Genomic DNA, 18,117 nt, shown 5'->3' with positions numbered 1-18,117 from the left:
CGTTCTACTCGAAGAAGCGGGTCTGGGTCGGACCCGGATAATGGCGGAAACGAAGCAGGCCCCAGCGCCAGGCGAGATGCGGGATGAACCCGCGCGGCTTGGTCCGCTTCCAGGGGATGAAAAGGAGAAGAGCGCCGATCAGCGTCCACCCGATCACGCCGCCAACGATGACGGCGACAAAGATCGTCGACATGGCCAGAATGAATTCATCCGCGCCGAACCAGAGGATCTGTACGGGCTGATGAAGATACTGGGGCAGACGTTCGTCCAACGCTCTTCTCCTCCTGCTTCAAGACAGCCCGAGAGCTCGGGTTGTCATGTCCAGGCCGTGTGGCCCGGCTCGTGGGACGCGCGGATGCGAGACCCGCGCGACCGATCCGTTCAGACCACCATTCCAAAGGTCTGGAGGATGGCGTCCGCCTTGATGAGGCAGACCGCAGCGACGATCGTCGGGATCCCGATCATGACGTTCGAGAACAGCCGCGACACGCCGAACAGGAAGGCCGCGACGCCGGCGACGAACCCCATCGGGCCCTTGACGCCCTTGTTCACGACGATGTTGTAGATGTCGTAGCCAAGGTCGCCCGTCGCGGGTGCGGTGAACGCGTGGGCGCCCCCGCTCATCGTGGCGAACAAAACCAAAGGGACGCCGATATTCGCGACCCCGAACACATGCTTGCCGATTTTCCTGATCATTTTGCCACTCCGTGCGCTTGCGGAGCCGCCCGGGTAGATGCCTGCCGACACCGTGAGGACACGTTGGCGGCCGAGCGGCGTGGTGGACGGCTCCAGGGGAGCCACGGCCGTCGGCATTCCGGCCCGTGTCGGTGGAGCCGAGGCGCTACGCCCGGACCGGCCCCCCGAACGGCCGCCAAAAAGGAGGCGCGCGCGCGTTCGCGCGCGACGATCGTCAGTGCTTCGCATCGATCTTCGCCGAATGGTCCGCGAGGAATTGCTCGAGCTCGCCCTGCTGGAAGCCCGAGACGAGCTTTCCATCGACGATCAGCGTCGGCGTGCCGGTGATGCCGATCTTTTGGACGGCGATCGCATCGGCCTCGACCTTGGCGTGGCCCGTGGCACACTTGCGCAGCACGGCTGGCTGCGCGCCGCCGTAGATCGACTTGAACTCGGCCTCTTTGTCGGGCGAGCAAAGGATATGCTCGGACTTCGCCGCCGCCTGCGGGTGGATGCCGCTCACGAAGTAGATGAGCCGCCGGACCGGTTTCCCCTCTGCTGCCTTGGCGATCCAGAATTTCTCGAGCGCGCGGCAATAGGGGCATTCGGGATCGGTGAACTCGATCACCGTCGGCGCGCCCGCAGGTCCGATCACCAGCGCCTTCGCGGGATCCAGCGCGCCGAGCTTCTTCCGTGCGCTCGCATCCTGAGCCAGCGCGGTGATGTTGACGCCGTTCTTGTCGTAAACGGCGGCGAAGAGGATCTGCTCGCTGTCCGGCGCGTAATAGATGATCCGCCCGCCCGCGGTCGCCTGATAGATCGGGCCATTGATCGGCGCAGGGCCGAAGTCCTCAAATTTGAGGTTGGCGAAGGTCTGCTGCAGCTTCTGCTGCGCTGCTTCCGCAGCGGCACTGAGCGGCGCCGTATCGCTCTGCTTCGCCATTGACGCCGACTGCGCCGTCGCGCTCGGACCGAATGTCATCGCGCAAGCGATCAGCGACAGGCGTCGAACCGCCTTGGACGTCGCGCCGCTCACGGACGGACACCCGCGATGCGACGCGTGCTGCACTCGAAGGCGTCACGATCGATCTGCATCTGGACGCCGATCGGTACGGCCACGCGCGGCGCAGCCGCTGCGGGACCTTCCGTCTTCGTCGCGAGGGCAAAGCCGTCGGCCGTCGCGATGACACGGACCCGGGGGGCCGGTGCGCTGACGGGCGCGGCCACTTGCCGGGGACAGGCCGAAGCTGGCATAGTGGTGAGCAAAAGCGAGACGCTGCCCATGCTGTTCAAGACTATTCGTTTGGTCATCAGACACGCCTCCTCTGTCCGGGAATCGCGCCTCGCGATGACCGGGGAACTTGATTGGGATCGGGCTGGGAGCGTTGAGTTGTCGAACGGTGCTCGCCGTCACCCCAAATCGGGATGGCCGCGTCATGAGTAAGTAATCGGGGTGCCGCAATAGGCAGGGCACTGCCGTGCCGAAGGCGGCAATCGCAGACCTCAATCGGCACAACCGTGCCGCAATTTTGGTCTCTAATCGTTCATCAAGCGCCCATTTGGGCTCAAATCTCGTCAAGCCATAAGGAGACAGGCACGAGTCGCAGGGAAGGGGAAATGGGAAAGGCGGCCTCAAGGACCTATAAATTGCGACTGTCGGAACAGGGGGTAGACCTGTTCCTTGCGTGCCACTACCGCTTGGCGCAGCTCCTGCGCGACTTCATTCCATATGGAGCGACATTTTCCGTCGCCGTCGCGCTTCTCGAACGCATGGACGCCGATGACATAGCGGCAGAACTCGAGACTCAGTCCTGCCTGCAATGCTCAGGCGACAAGACCTGCTTCGTTGGATCTTCAGCGGAACTTGCCGAGATCATGCAGCTGGTGTGTGAACGCTTGATCGAATCCGATCGATTTGCGCAGTGCCCGCCAGTCGGCAAGCTTTACATCGTTGGCCTTGCTTCATTCCGAACCGCGGAAGATAAGGACCTCGCGGAAGCTTATCGCCGCGTCGCCGGCGAGGGACCAAGGCGAGCAAAGAAAAGTTAACGCTATCCAAGCTAGTTAGGCAACCACACTTCCAGTGTTCCGACCCTCGCCGTCTTCCAAATTGGAAACGATTGGATTTGACCGCGGGCATATTTAACACAAGTTTCCGCCCTGTCGAACTGTGCAAAGGGAGCTTTGAGCAACAGTCAGGGAGAACCTGCACGTGTCGCTTCAAAGCACATCCAGCATTGGAGATGCGACTGTCCTTGCGCAGATCAAGGTGATCTCGGGAAAGTGCATCGAAGAGCGGAGACGGAAAGAACGGAAGACGCAAGAGCAGCTCGCCTCCGATGTCGGCATCGGTGTGCGCTGGCTGCGCGAGATCGAGTCGGGCAATCCGAAATCCTCGATTGAGGATCATCTGCGCTGCGCTTCCGGTGTGGGGCTTCCAGCCTCCTATTTCCTGATCCCGCTGATGTTCATGGATCACAAGATGGCATTTCCACGGCAATTGCTTCTCGATGACATGGCGGCGCTTGAGGAGCACTGCATTCGCTGCATCGGCGACTATTATGTCGATACGATCTCCAGTCGGTTGCGGCCGCCAGTGCCGAGATCGTCGCCTCCCGAAGCCGAAGCTTGAGGGCCCGCGGGTCATGGCGCCCGAAGCGCTCACATCGGAGCGGGTCTACACGGGCCTGCGCCGCGCAATCGTCGGCGGCTACTATGCTCCCGGTTCGACGCTTGTCGCGCAGGCAATTGCCGAGGAATTTGGCACAAGCATCGCGCCCGTACGGGATGCCATTCACCGACTGGTAGGGGAGGGTTTCATCGAGGCACATCATGGCGGGGGCTTCCAGCTTCCCGTCCTCACGGAACAAGATCTCCGGGATCTGTATGTCTGGCATGGCCAGGTCTTGCGTCTCGCGATCAAACATCGCTCAAGCCCCAGCATCAGCATCGACATGTCTTCTACCTTGGACGCTCTCGACCCGGCAGATACCCGCGCGATCACCGACGCAACGACGGAATTGTTCGACCACCTGGCGGCCGGTTCGCGCAACCGCCAACATGCGACGGCGATCGCCGCCGTGGCTGACAAGCTCTACGCGACTCGACTGCGCGAGTCGTCGATCAAGGACCGCGTGGACGAACTCCGTGCGGTCTGGATCGCGACCACGTCCGGTCGAGAATCGACCATCCGAGATGCCATCTGGGCGTATCATCGGCGGAGATTGCGCCGCGTTCCGGCTCTCATAAAATTGAGCGGCAGGATGATGACCGCCCAAGAATTTGATTAGATTGCCCAATCTGTAGCGACGTGAGGATCATTTCGGACCTGCCTTCGGCCACGCAAATAAGCTCCCATATCGGGCACTTATAACGTCTCGAATACGCTCGCTGGCCGGTAACATTCCGCCGCTGCAGTCCGCAGCACGACAAGGAGTGTATCATGCAACGCGAAATCGAAACCGAGAATGACCTCATCGACCTCGGATCCGTCACGGTCGAAACCAAGGGCATCGCCGGCCTGTCACGCGATCAGGATCAGTCGCCGAAGGGCGGCGCAGGCATCCTCGAGGATTGAAGCCGATCGGGGCGCGCAGGCCGCTGCGCGCCCCGATACCAGAGACCGGGTGCCATGGCTCATTATCTCAGGACGAATCTTCATTATTGCGACACTGGCGCCCACATCGTCTTCCTGGACGCGGTTGCAGGCCGCTATTTCAGTATTCCGCCAAGCTGGAATGACTCTTTTCGTGCCTGCCTCACCGACGATGCTTTGATCGAACGCACGGACTTTGCCGTGAGCAAGCTTGTCGCTGCTGGAATCCTCTGTCCGCCAGGGCATGAAGGGCCGGCGCGCGACCCGATGCCCTTTGTCGCTCCCACCGAAATCTGGTCGGATGAAGCGGATCGCTTCGTCCGCTTCTCCACGGTTTTGCGGGCGTTTTGGCATCAGATCCGAGTTGCGTCGGATCTCAAAAAACATGGCTTTCAGAAGGTGATTCGCGATCTCGACCGGAGGCGGAAGAACACGTCTCGCGTCGACGCCATCGACGTCGCCTCCCAGATCAACCGGCTTCGCGCGGCCCTTACGTTCGCCGAGTTCGCGATATCCAGGGCAGACAATTGCCTGATCCGTTCGATAGCATTGGTGAGGATGTTGCACGCGGCTGGAGCTGATGGAAACCTTGTCATCGGCGTGACCGCAAGCCCATTTTCCGCCCACGCCTGGGTTCAGTGCGGTACCAAAGTGCTCAATGACAGCCTCGATCATGTCCGGATCTTCTCACCGATCCTGGTCGTCTGATGCCGGCGCAGTATCTGATCCTCCTGTCGGATGACGCGGAGACGCTCTCCGACGGGATTGCGCGGGCGCTGCGAACGGGATCGCTTTGCGTTGTGTTCGCGACGGATCGCGTCGCGGTCATGGCCAATGCGGCGTGCCCGGCAGTTGCGCTCGGATCAGGTCGCGGCGTTGTCCTGGGCCGGCTCTTTGGTCGATCGGACTTCGCGCCGATCACCACTCTTGATCCGCCGACCACGAGCCCTGACGCGAGCTCACTCCCGCTGCTCGTCGATCGCTACTGGGGAAGCTATGTCGCCATCGAGCAGGGCGCCGACCGCAAGGCGGTCGTTCTGCGCGACCCGTCCGGCGGTCTTCCCGTGTATCATGTCTCGACGAACCGCCTCCACGCCATTGCATCCGACGCGGCGACCCTGTGCGTCGCTGATCTCCTTCACGTCGAAGTCGCTTGGGAGAATATCGGCTTCCAGTTCCGCTTCCCCAATCAACGATCCGACGAGACCGCGATCTGTGGCCTGCGCGAACTGCTGCCAGGTTTTGCTCTGGTACAGGATGGGGGCCAAGTCCGGGCGGAAGCGCGCTGGTCGCCATGGGATCATATCGCGAACAGGCCAGTCGGCGATCGGACCGCGAGCTTCGATCATCTCCGCATGACCATCGAAGGCTGCATCGGCGCTTTGGGCCGTTCTTACGGACGCATGCTGGTGGGCGTCTCCGGTGGCCTTGACTCGTCGATCATTGCAGCGGCGCTCGCCCGCGCCGGGTGTGAGCCGGAATGTGTAACGGTGGCGACCCGGCATCCCGAGGGGGACGAACGCCACCATGCGCGGGCCCTATGCACCGCGCTCAAGCTGCCGTTCCATGAGGCACAATTCGCGGTCGCGCACGTCGACCCGTGCCGGCCAAGCGCTCCCCTTCTGGCGCGGCCGATCGGCGAACCGTTCCTGCAGAGCTATGATTATCTCGCGCGCCGTGTCGCCGACGGCCAGGGAATGGGCGCCATTTTTCGCGGCAATGGCGGCGACGCCGTCTTCTGCTTCATGCAGAATGCGACGCCTATCGTCGACCGTCTGCTGGTTGAAGGACCGCGTCCGGCCCTATGGCAGACCGTACGCGATGCCTGTCGCATGACCGGGACCAGCCTTCCCACCATGCTCTTCGCGGCGCTCCGGAAAGCCACGGCGGGACCGACATCATCGGCGAATCGGGAAGACGCACGATTCCTGCTGCCGACCGCGGGAACAGGCTCGGTGCATGCCGGGCATCCCTGGCTTGCTCCAAGGCGGGGCGTCCCCCCTGGCCGCGCGACCCATGTGCAGTGGGTGATGCGTGTGCAGCGTTTTGCGGAGGGCCACCGGCACCCGGATGATCTCGACCTTATCTGCCCCTTGTTGGCGCAACCTGTTATCGAGCAATGCCTGGCGATCCCAAGCTGGGAATGGATTGCGGGCGGCATCAATCGTGCCACTGCCCGGCGCGCTTTTGCGGGTGTGCTGCCTCGGTCGGTGCTCGAGCGCACCGTCAAGGGTGGGCCGGATGCTTTCTGTATCGAACTGCTCGACGCCTATCGGAGCATCGTCAGGGAGCAATTGATGGACGGCCTCCTCGCTGCGAAGGGGCTGATCGATCGCCGCGCGGTGGAGCGCTCGCTGTCCTATCTCGGGCCGCCGCGGGACAATGACTATCTCCGGCTGCTCGCGCTCGCTGACGCGGAAGCCTGGGCCCGGCATTGGTCGACCGGCGCGGCGCCGTTCAGCAGCGGGCGATCGGGGCGCGATGCAGAAAGCGCGGGAAGATCGAGCCATTCAGCCGCCTCGCGCGTTGCGTGATCGCCGCCCTGCAACCAATAGTCGAACCATGCGAGGTTCCGCTCGTAGACGGCGTAACGGTGGACCGGCTGCCATTTGATATGATGCTCGCCCGGAAACACGTAGAGGGCGTGAGGCACGTGATGCTGGCGCAAGGCCGCCGCGGTTTCGAGGCTTCCGAGATACTCGTCCTCGGCCAGCAGCATAAGGATCGGCGCCCGGATCCGGCTCGCATTCCGGGCGAGTGAATAGCAGGCCCAGAAGGGCTGATCCTCATCGCCACGCGCGGGATAGCCCGAACCGACATAGTTTCGCTCCGCGGCTGATCCGGCCAACGGAATCAACGTCCCTGGCTCCTCGAACGAGCTGCTGACCGATGCCGCGGCGAACAGCGAGCTGTGGAGCAGGGCATATTGCGTCGTGCGCGTGCCGTCGCTCAGGCCTGTAATACCGACACGCGCGGGATCGACGACCCCGCGTGCAACCAACAGATGGACGCCCTGCTCGAGCGAGGACAGCACGCTTCGCAGGTCCGCCCAGTCTTTCATGTTGTTGCGCTCGAGTTCGTCTCCGTCACGGCTGGGCGACAACAGGCCGACTTCGCGAGGGCGCTCGAAGCTGAGCACCGCAAAGCCGTGCGCGGCGAACAGCTGAATGGGATATTCGTCGCCGGTGCCGCCGCGGAGAAACCCGCGGCTGTCATATTGCACGATGATCAGCGGATGCCGCTGGCCTGGCCGATGGTCCGGCGGGAGGACGAGGTCGCCAAAACTCTCGATGCCGCGATCGTTGCGCCAGGTCAGCCGCTCGATCGGGCCCAGCTTGATCTCCCGGAACTCCGGGTTGAAATCGAGGACCGGTCGGATCCGCCCGTTTTCGCTCACCGTGACGAGCCGGCGCGGCTGGCCCGACGATTCGTGGAGGCAGAGAAGATCGTGTCCGGTTGGGCGACAATCGGCAAGCAGATCTTCGGTCCGGAAAGCGCGATGCGGCATGCCATGCCCAGGCGTCCAGACATAGAGCGCAAGCTGGCTCAGGCCCCAGCCTTCCTGTCGGAGAAAGTGCAAGTCCCTGCCACCAGGCATCCACCACAATCCGACGATATGCGTGCAGACCTCAGTCGCGCAGTCGACTATTTTCCCGGTGGCGGTGATCGCGCGCAGTTGGGTTGTCGGTATATATTGGTCAGGGTCGCGCCGGCGGGTCCAGGCTTTGCTGCCGAGCGATGTCGCGAAGAGCAGCGCATCCTTAGGCCTGCTGACATCGCTTGCGGGATCGAGCAGGGCGCGTTCGCTCGAAGTGGCCGGTCGCACAGAGCGTGACCGCACGTCCAAGGTGGAGAACGCGAGGGGGCTCGGAGCGTACGGAAAGGGACGGCTGCTCGCCTTCGGTACGAACCGATCGTCGAACAGGAAACCGGACCGAGCCTGGCTGTCGATCGCGCGCCAGGCCTGCTGAAGCTTCGGTTTGCCCGCAAAGATGATCGCGCTGCCGTCCGAGGACCATGCCAAATCCTCGATATCGACGTCGGACGTCGTGAGCGCCTCGGATGTCGATCCGTCCGTCCGTGCCCGCCAGATCTGCGTGACGCCGCGCTCGCGCTTCAGGAAGGCGATCCACAGCCCGTCTGGAGACCAGTGGGGGGTGATGACCTTGGGGACGCCGGTCGGAAAGGCGGTGATACCGGTACGATCCAGGGTCTGGCGGATCAACTCACCCCCCGTGTCCACCTCGATGAGGCGCGTCGGCACCCCAATCTCGACGACAAACATGCCGAGACAGTAGCTGTTCGTGGCGGGATCAGCTCGCCGTATTTGAAACGCGGCCTTGCGACCGTCGGGCGAGAGCGCGACCGCGCTTGGCTCCTCGATCGCGACGCCGGCTGGCCAGCCCACATCCCGGAGCCGGACCAGATCCATTGCCTCGATGGCCCGGCGGGAAGCATTCGGCCCCGCCGAGATCGACGGCGCCAGATCCTGGCAACCGCTTTCGGTAGCGGCTGCCCGGGCTTCGGAACCGATCACGGCGAACAAGGCGATGAACGACGGCGCCAGCGCCCGCATGAATGGGCGCATCACAGATGCTTGGTGATGGACAGGCTGACGAACCGGCCGACAACGGAGTAGTTGGTGGAATCATAGGCCGGATAGTAGGGTGCCGAGGTCTTGATACGGTCGGGCTTGTCGTTCAACAGATTCAGGACCGATAGCGTGAATTCGATATGGCCCAGCGCCTTCGCGCTGTCGCCGGTCCGGTAGACCGCCGTGAGATCGAGCGTCGTCATCGGCCGGACGGCCTGCTCGGGAGTCGACCGGTTATCGGTCACGCCGCCGATATAATTGCCATAGGCACTGACGGTGAACGCCTCCCGATCCCAGACGGCCCCTCCGCGCGCACGCCAATGGGGTGGATTGAAAATCACGCCGGCCGCCGGGATCGCTGCGGTATCGGGCGTCAGCTCCTGCTTGCTATGAATATAACTCGCCGACCCGCTCAGCGTCACTGTGTCTTGCGGCGCGAATTCGAGCCGGTAGTCTGCGGCGATGTCGATGCCGCTGACCGTCTGGCGAGCGATGTTCAGGTAGCGACTATCGATGATCGCGACGACATCGCCCGGGTCGTAGGGAAGGCCCGTGAGATTTTCGATGCCGGATTTCGATCCGCCGACCGCGGTGCCAACGTCGCCGAGGGCCGGGTTGAGATCGACGAGCGCGGCGTAGGCCGGATTGGTCAGCAGCCCTTCATAGGAGCTGATGGGCTGTGTAATGCGGTCCCTGTAGCGAACATGGAAAACACTCCCCTCGACTTTGAGATGGGGGACTGAAGCTGGCCGCAGGACGATCGATGCCGTCCAAGTCGACGCGCGCTCCGGCTTGAGGTCCGGATTTCCACCGACGAGGAAGAGCGCCGTCGCGCTTGCCGGATAACTGGTGCTCCCGAAATAGCTCGCGGGTACGAGCTCGGCATCATAGCCGACAAATTGCTGATAGAGCGTCGGCGTCTTGAACGAGCGCCCCCATGAAAATTTGAATTCTACACCTCGCAATGGCGCATAGACCACCCCGAGCTTGGGCGTCGCGACGCTCGCCATGCCAGGATAGCTTTCGTACCGTGCGGCGCCACTAACCGACAGGTGGTCGACGAAAGGGATTTCCTGGCCGCTTGAAACGATGGGAAGGTTGACCTCGCCGAACCCGTAATAGCTCTTCCGGTTCTTCGAGAATTGCACGGTCGGGGTCGTGCCGCCCGCGCGTTCCGTTGCAAGGTTTGCGTCCAGGCCGTTTGACCGATAGCCGCCCCCCAAGGCAACCCGGACGTCTCCGCCCGGCAAGGTCATGAGGCTGCCTTCGAAGTTGAGCTCGACCAACGTCGATCGATTTCGATAGGAGCCTATCGATGCGAAACTGAGGGCGCCACCGCTGAAAAAGCGCGAGTTCAGGTCGGTCTTGTCCTCGGCATAGGTTCCCAGGAGCGTCGCCGTCCAATTCCTTGGGAGCGCCCATTCGATCTTCGGCGAGATCGCATAGGACTGCACGGCGGGCGTGCGGCGATAGCCGAGGTCGGCATAGTCGTCGCTCGCGAGCGGCTGCACCGTGGTGGAATGGCGAGAGCTGTAGACCGCATCGACGCTCGCGGTCAGCGCGCTGTCCACATCCCAATAGCCGTTCAGGATGGCGCTGTGATGCCGCTGCGCCGGAAGCAGGGTGGTCGTTGGAAATGTCGCGTTGGTGTAGGAGCGTTGCCCGGCGAGAATCGGTGTGTCGCGCTCGAAATCATAACTGACAATGAAGCCGGCGTGAGCTCCGGTCGTGCCGGCGACGACACTATATTCCTGCTGCCGATCGCCACCGTCCGTCGATGCGCCACCGCGTGCCGTCGCGCTGACTCCATCGAAGCTCCGCTTGAGAATTACGTTTGCGACGCCCGCGACGGCATCTGAGCCATAGATCGCCGATGCGCCGTCCGTGATGATCTCGATTCGATCGACCGCCGCGAGCGGGATTGCGGAAATATCGATCGCCTGCTGCGCGCTGTTATACGCCAGCCGATGCCCGTTCAGCAGCGTCAGCGTGGCGTCCGGCCCGAGGCCACGGAGATTGAGACTCGAGGCGGAACTGACATTCTCGTTGGTTTCACCAGTGACACCAACAGTCACTCCCGGATTTTGTCCGCCCGCGAAGCTCTGCGGCAGGCTTCGGGCAAAGTCGCCAAGATTGGTGAGGCCCGATTTCCGGATCTGGTCTTGGGTTTGAGTGATTGTCGGCGAGGCTGGCGCAGCTCCGCGAATTCGCGTTCCCGTCACAACTATATCGGCCGACTTGTCGACCGGGCCATCGGTTGCCGCAGCCTGCGGCTGCGCTCGCCCCCGGATGTAGACCGTGTTGCCGGAGATTTCGGCGGTGAGACCGGTGCCGCGAAGGAGTTGTGCTAGTGCTTCATCCGGCGTGAAATGGCCCTTCAACGCGGCGGCTTGCTTGCCCCGCAGGACGTCGCTCGTCGCTACAAGCTCCAACCCGGATTGGCGCGCCACATCGCGAAGCGAATACTTCAGGTCCTGCGCTGCGACGTCGTAATTCCGCGCAGCGTGCTCCTGCGCGTTACTCGCCGAACTCGTCACCAGTGCCGCAACCATGACGCTGAAACATATGCCAATCCGATACCGCTTCATTCCAATGCCCCCTTCGGTCCCACGGAACTTTCCAGTGGGTGCATTGGCCTTGACGGAGCATGTTCGAATGTGGTGCGGTAACCGCCGCGATCAGTCCGGATTTTTCAGCAGAAGTCGCCCGGGTTTGCTGCGATCAACGATCAATCCCAGCAAAGCCGCCAGTTTCTGCGCGACGGCGTCGACGTCGGTGATGTTGAGATCCGCGAATACCTCTCGTCTTCCAAGCGCGGTATCCGCGAACACGATCTTGATCGCTGATCGCTGGTTGACCTTCTCGACAATCTGCGCGGCCGGGACATCATCGAAACTCTCCACTGCGCGCGTGGTCGATGGCGCAGGGATCTGGGCGGTCGGCTGCGGCTCAGCTTCCGACGGTGCCGAATAAGACACTTGTTCGCCCGGGCTGAGATGCACAACCTTCTTCACCTGCTCTTTTGCCGTGCGCGGGAGGCTCACCTCGACCGAACCGCTGAGGAGCCGGACGTTTACGCCGTGGACGATGGCGACTTCAAACAGCGTTCCTGTCGCTGTCACCTTGCCGCCTGCGGCGTAGACAACGAAGGGTCGCACAGGGTTATGCGATACTGCAAATCGTGCCCTGCCCCGCAAGAGGTCTACCGACCGTTCGTCATTCGTGAAATGCGTCGCAATTCGGCTGCCAGCGAAGAGCGTGACCTCAGAGCTGTCTTCAAGCCTGACAATCCTGTCGGTCGTGGCGGCGACGTATGTACGGCTTTCCGCGACGCCCCGCCTCGCGGGATTCAGGTCTCTCCAAGTCAAATGAGGGCCGCCCAGAATGCCAACCACGACGGCGACCACCGCGATGAGGCCACCAGCGGCAACCATTCGTCCTTTCGCACCCCAGGGGACGCGCTCAGGTGCAGGCGAAATGGCAACTCGCAAAGACGGAATGCGCGCGGCGCTGTCACTGGCGCGGCCGATCTCTACCGCCACGCGCTTGTAAACTGCGCGATGCTCAGGATCCTTGGACAGCCATCTTTCGAGGGTCAGGGCGTGCCGGCCCGGATCTTCGAGCATCTTCAGCAGCCATTTATAAGCCTGGCGCTCAATTCTGCTGGGGCGGCCGCTCATCGGTTCCTCCGATGGTGATCGATATGCGCGATGGCCTTCAGCATCTGTCTTTTGACACCCCAAACACTCATACCAACTTTACTCGCGATTTCTTTGTAGGTGAAACCATCGACCCGGCTGAGCAGGAAAATTTCCAGCGTCTTGGGCTTGAGTTGGCGCAATATGGTCCCGTAATGCTCGAGCTCCTGACGGCCTTCAAGTTCTCGATGCTGGTCATATTCGGTCGGATGGTCCAGGCCTTCGACAAGCGGTACCGAAAGCTCCGCAAGCCGTGTCGAGGCGCGCTCAGCGCGGTCTCGCAGCAAATTCGTAGCGATGCGCCTCAGATAGGCCTGTGGCGTTGCGATCTGGGTGGCCGGCGATACGCGCAGGAATCTGGTGAGCGCTTCCTGTGCGAGATCATCGGCTTCATCGTAGGAACCCAAGCGCCTCCGAAAGAACCGCACGAGGCTGGGGACCTCGGATCGATAGATCGCGTCGAACCCCGACGGCTCGTCGGTCTTGCCGGCCGAAGGCTCTACGCCACTATGGCGATGTATATCGTCTTCGAGCGACATCAGACGGCAGCGCGGTTCGCGCCCCGTACAATGTTCGTACCGTGTGCCCGGAGTCTCTGATCAGATCGGCCTTGGTCCATCTCGTCGCGCCCTATGTCCACTCGGGGCGACGGCCAAAGCCGGATGTTGGAAACCTGACTTGCGGCAGGCGCATGCGCCTTTACCGGCAAGCCGGCTGGACATACGCGCATGCCACCCGGCCGCAGAAGCTGTGACCGAGTCCACAAGTTCGAGGTTTCCATGCCCCGCTCCCGAGTGTCGCGGGAGCGCGGCTAATTTGCCTGCTTCGGTTTCAGACGCAAGTGTTTATCACGCCAACCGATCCGTCGGGCCATTGTGGCTCGGTGCGGGGAGGAAAGGCGGAGAGGAGCTGTGGTTCGCAGGAAGCAGCGCGCGATATTCGGCATCAACATCGACCGACACGTGCGCTGCGCCGGGATTGGTCAGAAGCTGCAGCAGGACAGGCCTGAACGGGAAGGACGGCCTGTCCCACCATCCGTCGCCACGATCCGTTGTGGTCACCCCGGCTTCCACTTGCGACCGACGATGCCAGACCCGTCGCTTCCAGTTGTTCGGGGGGATCCAGGCGCCGGCAAGCCTGATTTGACAGATGTCGCCAACCCTCTCCTACCACCAATGGGGTGTGGCGTTCTTTACGAAGTTAACGGTATTGACGAGATGACAGATAACCACCATCTTGTCGGCGAGGAGATTGTCATGGCGAATACCAAATCCGCGCCGACACCGGCGAAGCGCATCAAGGGCGCTCCCGCCGTGCGCCCGGCGGCGGCGAGTGCGATGCTCGTGCGAAGCGGCTCCGCTACGTCCAACGACGACGCGTTTGCCATCAAATTACCGTCCAGCGTCCTCAAGACCCTGTCTGCCCGTCAGCCGACGATCAAGCGGCTGATGGAGACGCTCGGCCAGACGATCGTACGGAATCAGAAGAGCGGTCGCGCCAGCGGCTTCACTGTTATGATCGATGCTGAGGGCAACCCTGAAGTGTCGGCCTTGCCAGGTCCGGTGGCGGAGCAACCGGTGGCGGAAGAGGATCGACTCGATGACGCGCTACGGGCCGCACGCGAGCGCGGACGCTTGCGGGCCGCTGAAATTCTGGATCAGGCCGACATGTTGACGGCCGAGGTATTCGCCGAGCGGCTGGGGGTTTCCCGGGTCACCGTGAATGCGCGGCGGCAAAAGCACGAATTGCTCGGCCTCGATGGGGCCAAGCGGGGTTTTCGCTTTCCCGCGTGGCAGGTCGATGAGGACGGGAAGCCGCTCGGCATGCTCCCCCAATTGTTCGAACTTCTCGGAGACAGCCCTTGGGGTGTCTATCGCTTCCTCACCCAGCGTCACGCGGTGCTGAATGGCGCGACGGCCAGAGAAGCCTTGGGCCGCGGCAAGACCGAGCAAGTGCTGCAGGCTGCGGAAAGTCTGGCGCGGGGCGACTTCTCCTAGTGCCAGGCGTTCCACCGACGCCCGCGTTCGCCGGCGTCCCACTCGATATTGCGCCAATCGCCGCAGGTATGGAGTTCGGGCGAATCCATCGACTGACCTTTCCCGACCCCTTGGGCTTCGGGAAGAACCCGACACGCTTCAGCGACCCTCGCCGGCGCGTCCCGGACTCGCGCTTCGGCGTGCTTTACCTCGGATCATCGTTAAAGGTCTGCTTCCTCGAAACCATTCTTCGGGATGATCGCGATGGCGTGGTCGGGGACGTAGAGGTTGAAGAGAAGGAACTGGACGACCGGCTTTATGCCGAGGTTCGGGTTCGCGATTCCCTCCGTTTACTCGATTTGACCGGCGATGGGCCGGTGCGGATGGGGATACCGAGCGACGTTCTGCGCGGGAGCCAACAGGCCCTTGCGCGGAAATGGTCGGTGGCATTCTACGATCATCCGGCAGCGATCGACGGGATTCTCTATCCGTCCCGCCTCAATGGCCAAACGAATCTCGCAATCTATGATCGCTCCGTTCTGAAACTCGAGCCGCTCCGAAGCCACAATTTGAAGCGTGCCCCTGGTATGGCAGACCTGCTCGACTATTTTTTCGTCGCTTTGATCTGAGGCTCCTAAGCATTCGACGAGATCGAAAGTGGGACAGGCCCTTTGCCCACTGCGGGACGATCTGCGACCCAGGCCAAGAATATATCTTCGCGGCGCAAAGCCTTCGGCTGTCGCGCCATGGGCGTTGGCCTCGACCGAGAACCCACCAAGTTTCGGACTATCGCCTCTGGTCGGCGGATGATGGCGCTACGGCTGCAACCCTAGCTGCGTCGAAATCGAATCGAGAAGGCCATCTAGACGACTGAGACACTGCTCGGTCAGCTCTATCGAAACGCGCCGGCCATCCGCGCCATCTGCATGGCGCACGAGCAGCCCTTTCCTCGTCAGTTCGGTAATCTTGCGATGCGCACTCGTCGTCGGCACATGCGACGCCATGCACAATGACCAGAGATATATCTTTCGTCCTTCCTGATGCGCCAGATACAAGTCCAACAGCATGTCCCAGGTCGGTGCCGGGCAAAGGTCGAATCCGAGCTGGATGCCAACCAGCCTGCGCTCGGCGATCAGTCGCCGGCACACTTCATGGCGCCTGACCGCCGGCATGTCGGCGCTCATAAACATCTCCAGAATCTCACCAAGAGTTGCGAAGAGTCGGGGGGCTTGCGGTTCCAGCGCCCGCCGCTTTCCTATGGGAGGGCGGCCGACGAACGCCCTTGGGGCACGATCGCGCCGGCACGATAGAGCGCAATCAGTTCCTCTTGCTCAGGCCGCAAGACATCGATCGCGCCAAGGTCGCCTGCGTCTCCGGTCAGCATCAATGAAGGGCAGCGTCCCTCATAGGTGCCCAAATTAGGCCGATGCGCGCGGTAGCCGGCGAGCGCTGCAAGGGCCGGATCGAACGATCTCGCGATCTCAGGTGGGTATGCAAGCCAGGGCAATTCGTAGGGTTTCAACCAACCCAGGCTGTAGCTCACGATCATACCGCGTCTGGGAGTATGCGTACGATTTGCGCCGCCGGCATGGAGGGTGGATCCAAGGAAGAGCAAGGCTGCGCCTGGCTCCATTTCGATGGCGACGCCCTCCGCAGCATCGATGACGATCTCGTCCTGCCGGCGGTGGCTTCCCGGCCAGACGATCGTCGCCCCATTCTCTGCGGTATAGGACGAGAAAGGCCACATCACGTTGACCAGATATTCGACGCCGGGGCTGTGAATTGGCCACATGTCCTGATCCCGATGCGGCGGCTGCGCCACGCCACCGGGCAGGATCTCGATCGCCTGTGTGAGATTGAGTTGAATGCTGTCGCAATGACGACCCAGGATCGCATCGACGGTCGTCAGCACGCCGACATGTTGCACGAAGGCCGCCATATGCGGACTCCGGCGCAGCAGGCCGTGAAACCGCTTTGTGGTGCCGCCATAAAAGGGCCCGACCGACAGTCGGGTCGCGTCGAACACTGGTTCCAGATCACCCGCCAACGCTCGCACTATCTCCGGCGGCATGGCATCGCGGATCACGCAATAACCCTGTGACAGCAGCAGCTCTGTATGCCCGCCGAGGTCGCTCCGGCGCGCGTCGCCTGCGATCGCTCTCATGTCGTTCACGCCAGCACCCGTTCCCCGGCATCGGCCAGGGTCAGCGGCGCCGACACATAGGTGCCGGCATCGCGCAACAGATGCGGCGTCTCCGGCGTGATATCGATCCGGAGCGCACCGGTGAGGCTGCGCCCGATCTTGCGCGGTAAGCCAAGCGGCCAGCAGTCCCAACCGAGTGCCAGCACCTGGCTCAACCAGCCTGAATCGGCGATACAGGTGAAGGCGTGGATCTCTTGCAACAGCGCGAATTCGACCGCCGCAGTCGTCAGCGCGTTGCGGACCGCGAGCCGCTCGGGCGCGCGAAGCCGGATCGACAGGCATCCCCGGCTGATTTCATAGATATTGCGGGAACGCGGCACGCCGCCGTCGCACAGATCCGGAAAGATCGTCCCGAGAATATGAGGGCCGTCCGTGGGCAATAGCCTGATGGACCCGCGATGGGCTCCGTTGTTATCTACTGCGACAAGATAGATTGCCCGTTCGTTATCGAATTGATCGATCTCGAAGCATCCATCGACAACCGGCACATCCCACTTCAGCAGATCGACGAAGACATGCTTGCGATCACGATGCATCGCGTCGAGAATCGCATTGGTGCCAGGCACTCGCGCACCGTGAAAGATCTGGATCATGATTTTCTCCCGATTACAACGGGGTCAGGGTCGTCCAGAAACGCTGGCTCCTCATACCGGCTAGGTAGAGGGTTGACCGGATGTGGCAGGGATGTTGCCCGACGCCCCCGGAGCGAACTCAATCCATTTCGGACCGAAAAGGCCTCGGTGCACGCCCCTGAGGTTCGGTCACCCGCCGTACACACCCCGAGCAAAGGGGGAGAGGGGGGAGGCGGGCGCGCTTGGATCAGAGACAGACATCAGACCGATGATTCCAGCGCCAATTCCATCGCGGAGTCAGTTCATGGCGTTTGAATTCATCCAAATCTGGTCGCGATCACGCCGCCGGGCCAGGGCACAGGCGGACGCCCTATTCCGCAGCCAAATCTTGAAGGCCGCGGCCGACCAGCCTGGGCCTCCCGCTATCGCATTGGCACGGTCGCGATATGCCGATCGCGCGGATGTCGCCATCGATCCGCTCGAGACACAATGTCGCCTTCACACAGATGGCATCGAGGTACGAGCGTGGGTCCTTGTGCCGCATGGCGACGTTCCCCCACGCCTCGCCGGCATATTGGCGCCGAGTATCGCCAAGCTAAGCCAGCTTTCGCCTCGGGTCCGCCAGATTTTCTTTCTGAGGACCGCCTACGGCATCCCCATGCGGGACATCGCTGTCCTTCTGGACATACCGCGCCGGTCTGTCCGACGCGCCATACTGACCGTAATCGCCGCCCTTGATTCCAAGCCCAAATAGATGACGCCACCGGCGCCGACGATGCGGGAAATATCGATCTCCAGGCGATG

At 62.3% G+C, this 18,117-nt stretch carries 20 protein-coding genes and 1 pseudogene; 9 read left to right on the top strand and 12 right to left on the bottom strand.

Going from position 1 to position 18,117, the window contains the following annotated elements:
- Window positions 1-4: 4 nt before the first annotated feature.
- The 4 genes from ABD050_RS09845 to ABD050_RS09830 all read right to left on the bottom strand — a co-directional run bounded on the left by ABD050_RS09845 (window position 5) and on the right by ABD050_RS09830 (window position 1,986).
- A complete protein-coding gene (locus ABD050_RS09845) occupies window positions 5-271 on the bottom strand; it encodes a type IV conjugative transfer system protein TraL (RefSeq protein WP_343889121.1) in 267 nt (88 codons plus the stop codon).
- 110 nt (window positions 272-381) lie between these two features.
- On the bottom strand, window positions 382-696 hold the full coding sequence (locus ABD050_RS09840) for a hypothetical protein (protein ID WP_343889120.1): 315 nt from the start codon (window positions 694-696) through the stop codon (window positions 382-384).
- Window positions 697-910: 214 nt separating this feature from the next.
- Window positions 911-1,657, bottom strand: a complete 747-nt coding sequence (locus tag ABD050_RS09835) for a DsbC family protein (protein ID WP_343889119.1) — start codon at window positions 1,655-1,657, stop codon at window positions 911-913.
- A 50-nt stretch (window positions 1,658-1,707) separates the two neighbouring features.
- On the bottom strand, window positions 1,708-1,986 hold the full coding sequence (locus ABD050_RS09830) for a hypothetical protein (protein WP_343889118.1): 279 nt from the start codon (window positions 1,984-1,986) through the stop codon (window positions 1,708-1,710).
- 306 nt (window positions 1,987-2,292) lie between these two features.
- On the opposite strand from ABD050_RS09830, the gene ABD050_RS09825 reads away from it, so the two are divergent.
- The 6 genes and pseudogenes from ABD050_RS09825 to ABD050_RS09800 form a co-directional block, all read left to right on the top strand.
- The gene (locus ABD050_RS09825) at window positions 2,293-2,724 is read left to right on the top strand and encodes a hypothetical protein (RefSeq protein ID WP_343889117.1); all 432 of its coding nucleotides are present in this window, start codon (window positions 2,293-2,295) and stop codon (window positions 2,722-2,724) included.
- Between the two features lie 163 nt (window positions 2,725-2,887).
- On the top strand, window positions 2,888-3,307 hold the full coding sequence (locus ABD050_RS09820; RefSeq protein WP_343889116.1) for a helix-turn-helix domain-containing protein: 420 nt from the start codon (window positions 2,888-2,890) through the stop codon (window positions 3,305-3,307).
- Between the two features lie 13 nt (window positions 3,308-3,320).
- On the top strand, window positions 3,321-3,965 hold the full coding sequence (locus ABD050_RS09815; RefSeq protein ID WP_343889115.1) for a GntR family transcriptional regulator: 645 nt from the start codon (window positions 3,321-3,323) through the stop codon (window positions 3,963-3,965).
- 152 nt (window positions 3,966-4,117) lie between these two features.
- The gene (locus ABD050_RS09810; RefSeq protein ID WP_343889114.1) at window positions 4,118-4,252 is read left to right on the top strand and encodes a benenodin family lasso peptide; all 135 of its coding nucleotides are present in this window, start codon (window positions 4,118-4,120) and stop codon (window positions 4,250-4,252) included.
- 54 nt (window positions 4,253-4,306) lie between these two features.
- Window positions 4,307-4,978, top strand: a complete 672-nt coding sequence (locus ABD050_RS09805) for a lasso peptide biosynthesis B2 protein (protein WP_343889113.1) — start codon at window positions 4,307-4,309, stop codon at window positions 4,976-4,978.
- Window positions 4,978-6,639, top strand: a pseudogene (locus tag ABD050_RS09800) (asparagine synthase-related protein); the annotation flags it as partial. The gene ABD050_RS09805 and the pseudogene ABD050_RS09800, both read left to right, overlap by 1 nt.
- A gap of 17 nt (window positions 6,640-6,656) precedes the next feature.
- Here ABD050_RS09800 and ABD050_RS09795 read toward each other — a convergent pair.
- The 5 genes from ABD050_RS09795 to ABD050_RS09775 all read right to left on the bottom strand — a co-directional run bounded on the left by ABD050_RS09795 (window position 6,657) and on the right by ABD050_RS09775 (window position 13,623).
- Complete coding sequence (locus ABD050_RS09795; RefSeq protein ID WP_343889112.1) at window positions 6,657-8,858, bottom strand: Atxe2 family lasso peptide isopeptidase; 2,202 nt, start codon at window positions 8,856-8,858, stop codon at window positions 6,657-6,659.
- Window positions 8,858-11,416, bottom strand: coding sequence for a TonB-dependent receptor domain-containing protein (locus tag ABD050_RS09790; protein WP_343889111.1), 2,559 nt, complete (start codon window positions 11,414-11,416; stop codon window positions 8,858-8,860). The genes ABD050_RS09795 and ABD050_RS09790 overlap by 1 nt, the downstream gene beginning before the upstream one ends.
- Window positions 11,417-11,542: 126 nt before the next feature.
- Window positions 11,543-12,544 carry a FecR family protein gene (locus ABD050_RS09785; RefSeq protein WP_343889110.1) on the bottom strand — a complete coding sequence of 334 codons (1,002 nt, stop codon included), beginning with the start codon at window positions 12,542-12,544 and terminating at the stop codon, window positions 11,543-11,545.
- On the bottom strand, window positions 12,541-13,101 hold the full coding sequence (locus ABD050_RS09780) for an RNA polymerase sigma factor (RefSeq protein WP_343889109.1): 561 nt from the start codon (window positions 13,099-13,101) through the stop codon (window positions 12,541-12,543). Before ABD050_RS09780 ends, ABD050_RS09785 begins: the two co-directional genes overlap by 4 nt.
- A gap of 309 nt (window positions 13,102-13,410) precedes the next feature.
- Window positions 13,411-13,623, bottom strand: coding sequence for a hypothetical protein (locus ABD050_RS09775; protein ID WP_343889108.1), 213 nt, complete (start codon window positions 13,621-13,623; stop codon window positions 13,411-13,413).
- 195 nt (window positions 13,624-13,818) lie between these two features.
- Here ABD050_RS09775 and ABD050_RS09770 point away from each other — a divergent pair, with 195 nt between their 5' ends.
- Both ABD050_RS09770 and ABD050_RS09765 read left to right on the top strand, forming a co-directional pair.
- Complete coding sequence (locus ABD050_RS09770) at window positions 13,819-14,559, top strand: hypothetical protein (RefSeq protein ID WP_343889107.1); 741 nt, start codon at window positions 13,819-13,821, stop codon at window positions 14,557-14,559.
- A 68-nt stretch (window positions 14,560-14,627) separates the two neighbouring features.
- Window positions 14,628-15,167, top strand: a complete 540-nt coding sequence (locus ABD050_RS09765; protein WP_343889106.1) for an RES family NAD+ phosphorylase — start codon at window positions 14,628-14,630, stop codon at window positions 15,165-15,167.
- Window positions 15,168-15,353: 186 nt separating this feature from the next.
- Here the strand turns inward: ABD050_RS09765 and ABD050_RS09760 are convergent, their stop codons facing one another.
- From ABD050_RS09760 to ABD050_RS09750, 3 genes are all read right to left on the bottom strand, one after another.
- The gene (locus ABD050_RS09760; RefSeq protein WP_343889105.1) at window positions 15,354-15,722 is read right to left on the bottom strand and encodes a helix-turn-helix domain-containing protein; all 369 of its coding nucleotides are present in this window, start codon (window positions 15,720-15,722) and stop codon (window positions 15,354-15,356) included.
- A 71-nt stretch (window positions 15,723-15,793) separates the two neighbouring features.
- On the bottom strand, window positions 15,794-16,702 hold the full coding sequence (locus tag ABD050_RS09755) for a phytanoyl-CoA dioxygenase family protein (RefSeq protein WP_343889143.1): 909 nt from the start codon (window positions 16,700-16,702) through the stop codon (window positions 15,794-15,796).
- Window positions 16,703-16,707: 5 nt separating this feature from the next.
- A complete protein-coding gene (locus tag ABD050_RS09750; protein ID WP_343889104.1) occupies window positions 16,708-17,334 on the bottom strand; it encodes an acyl-homoserine-lactone synthase in 627 nt (208 codons plus the stop codon).
- A gap of 91 nt (window positions 17,335-17,425) precedes the next feature.
- On the opposite strand from ABD050_RS09750, the gene ABD050_RS29015 reads away from it, so the two are divergent.
- Window positions 17,426-18,067 carry a sigma factor-like helix-turn-helix DNA-binding protein gene (locus tag ABD050_RS29015; RefSeq protein WP_425542428.1) on the top strand — a complete coding sequence of 214 codons (642 nt, stop codon included), beginning with the start codon at window positions 17,426-17,428 and terminating at the stop codon, window positions 18,065-18,067.
- The last annotated feature ends 50 nt before the right edge of the window (window positions 18,068-18,117 follow it).

It is taken from the genome of Sphingomonas oligophenolica, from assembly GCF_039522915.1.
Lineage (GTDB): Bacteria > Pseudomonadota > Alphaproteobacteria > Sphingomonadales > Sphingomonadaceae > Sphingomonas > Sphingomonas oligophenolica.
The sequence above is the reverse complement of the archived record's forward strand: the minus strand, read 5'-3'. Positions and strand labels throughout refer to the sequence as shown.